The sequence below is a fragment of the Aeromonas sobria genome, assembly GCF_050266975.1.
Taxonomy (GTDB): Bacteria; Pseudomonadota; Gammaproteobacteria; order Enterobacterales; family Aeromonadaceae; genus Aeromonas; species Aeromonas sobria_B.
The window spans coordinates 1-1,610 of sequence record NZ_JBKISU010000072.1 but is presented as its reverse complement, the minus strand read 5'-3'; the positions used below and the strand labels follow the sequence as shown (position 1 = coordinate 1,610).

Here is a 1,610-nt window from a genome sequence, read left to right as displayed (position 1 = left end):
CGGTCAACTGCTGATAGCTCATGGTGATACTGCTTTTACTTTGGCGAGCAGAAGGGTACCACCAATCAGCAGTTGGCCACCTCTCGCCATTCATCCATGAGTGTCGCACTTATTATCTGAATTCCCGCATAACGTTTGGTTAAGGGGCCGGCTTTAGCCGGTCCCAGTGAGCGAAGCGAACGGTTTGAACCACTAGTTAGATGTGCTTTTTACTCGTCGGCAATCATGCCGATACTTCTAAGTAGCAGCCGACCAAGCGGACTTGCTTCACGGTAGCTCACAGCAGGTTTTCCAGTGAACTTGTCGTACTCTGGCGTTCCTTCACGATTCTTCTTTATTCGCTCTGATACAAGCCCAAGACGAACGAGGTGATCTTTGTAACTTTGCTGCAGCGCATGGTCATCCCGTTCCTCTTGGCTTGAGCCAATAACTGCTGTCACAGGCTTGAATACTCCAGCATGAAGTTTGCGAAACTCTTTATCACCATCTATTACGGGTACGTGGAAGAAACGAAGCCAGAGAACCTCGGTGTCATTGAGCTCACCAAGAATACGCATCAAGTGCTTAGATTCGGCGTGTTTAACGGCGTCCGATGTCAAACTACTTGTTACTAGTGAGGCAAGAAACCCTCGACGTTCCTCACTGATGGCGCGAGAAGCCTGCCGCAAAGACTCTTCAAGCAGATCCGTGAATTCCTCATCATCTAACTCAGAGCGCACTCTAGTCTCTTCCAACTGCTCAATCCTGACCTGTAGCTTGAGTGCGAAGTCTGCTATGCGATCAATTCTCTGATTCGAAATGATTGCACCCGCAACCTCAGCAAGAAGAGAGCCAGCAAAGGGGACAATGCCCAGGGCCGCCTTAGCACCAGAGGCGACGTAGTCGATTGCTTGGGTTTTGAGCTCATTGGGGGGACTGTCTTCTGACATTGGGACTCCTTGTGGTGCATCTAACGTCAAAGTTAACGGGCGGCCATGCAGAGCATGGACGTCCCTGTTGAACGCCGAGTTAGGCATTTTTTCTGATGCACACTCATTTAACAACCCTCAGATGTGACCTGCTCCGTTGAGCAGGTTTTGGTTGTTCTGGTTCGGCAAGGAAATGTGATTTCGCTTGGGTCACAAGTTCTTGAAGCTTGTCGATATACATCGTGCACAACTCTTCAACGCTGTGGTTCGCAAGCTCTGGAGCTTTGGCAACTGGGAAATTTGTGAAATGTTGCTTTACTTCCCCGAGCGACGACGGCAGATCCACATAGTATTTTTCCTTTGTTCCATCAGCTAGCTCTACCTCCCAGCCCGTGCCTCCGAGGTGATCACCAATAAAAAAAGAAGTGGCCCCAATAGGAGGTCGACCGAACTTCTGGATATCACTAGTGGAGAATGATTTGAGATGGGCGCTGGTTGCAACGCTCAACTTGCCTTGTTTCTCCAGCTCGTTACGAGCGTCAACAAAGTAGCGCATGAGGGGGTCTGCCTTCATTTGTAGTGGTCTAATCATCCCGGACACCATTTTAGGTGGTACAGTCGCCACCCAGACCTGAGGTGTTCAATGACCAGATTACGTCGCTCATTTACTGCTGAATTCAAACTGGAAGCCGCATCCTTGGT

2 protein-coding genes are annotated in these 1,610 nt (G+C 49.7%); both read right to left on the bottom strand.

Annotated features, from left to right (window positions below):
• Positions 1-209: 209 nt before the first annotated feature.
• On the bottom strand, positions 210-929 hold the full coding sequence (locus ACLHZ1_RS20440; protein WP_427263521.1) for a hypothetical protein: 720 nt from the start codon (positions 927-929) through the stop codon (positions 210-212).
• A 103-nt stretch (positions 930-1,032) separates the two neighbouring features.
• Positions 1,033-1,464 (bottom strand): hypothetical protein, encoded by a 432-nt coding sequence (locus tag ACLHZ1_RS20435; RefSeq protein WP_427263520.1) that lies wholly within the window; start codon positions 1,462-1,464, stop codon positions 1,033-1,035.
• Between the last annotated feature and the right edge of the window lie 146 nt (positions 1,465-1,610).

Excerpts from the sequence above, each read along its gene's own strand:
- ACLHZ1_RS20440 (WP_427263521.1), bottom strand. The coding sequence starts at position 929 with ATGTCAGAAGACAGTCCCCCCAATGAGCTCAAAACCCAAGCAATCGAC.
- ACLHZ1_RS20435 (WP_427263520.1), bottom strand. The coding sequence starts at position 1,464 with ATGCGCTACTTTGTTGACGCTCGTAACGAGCTGGAGAAACAAGGCAAG.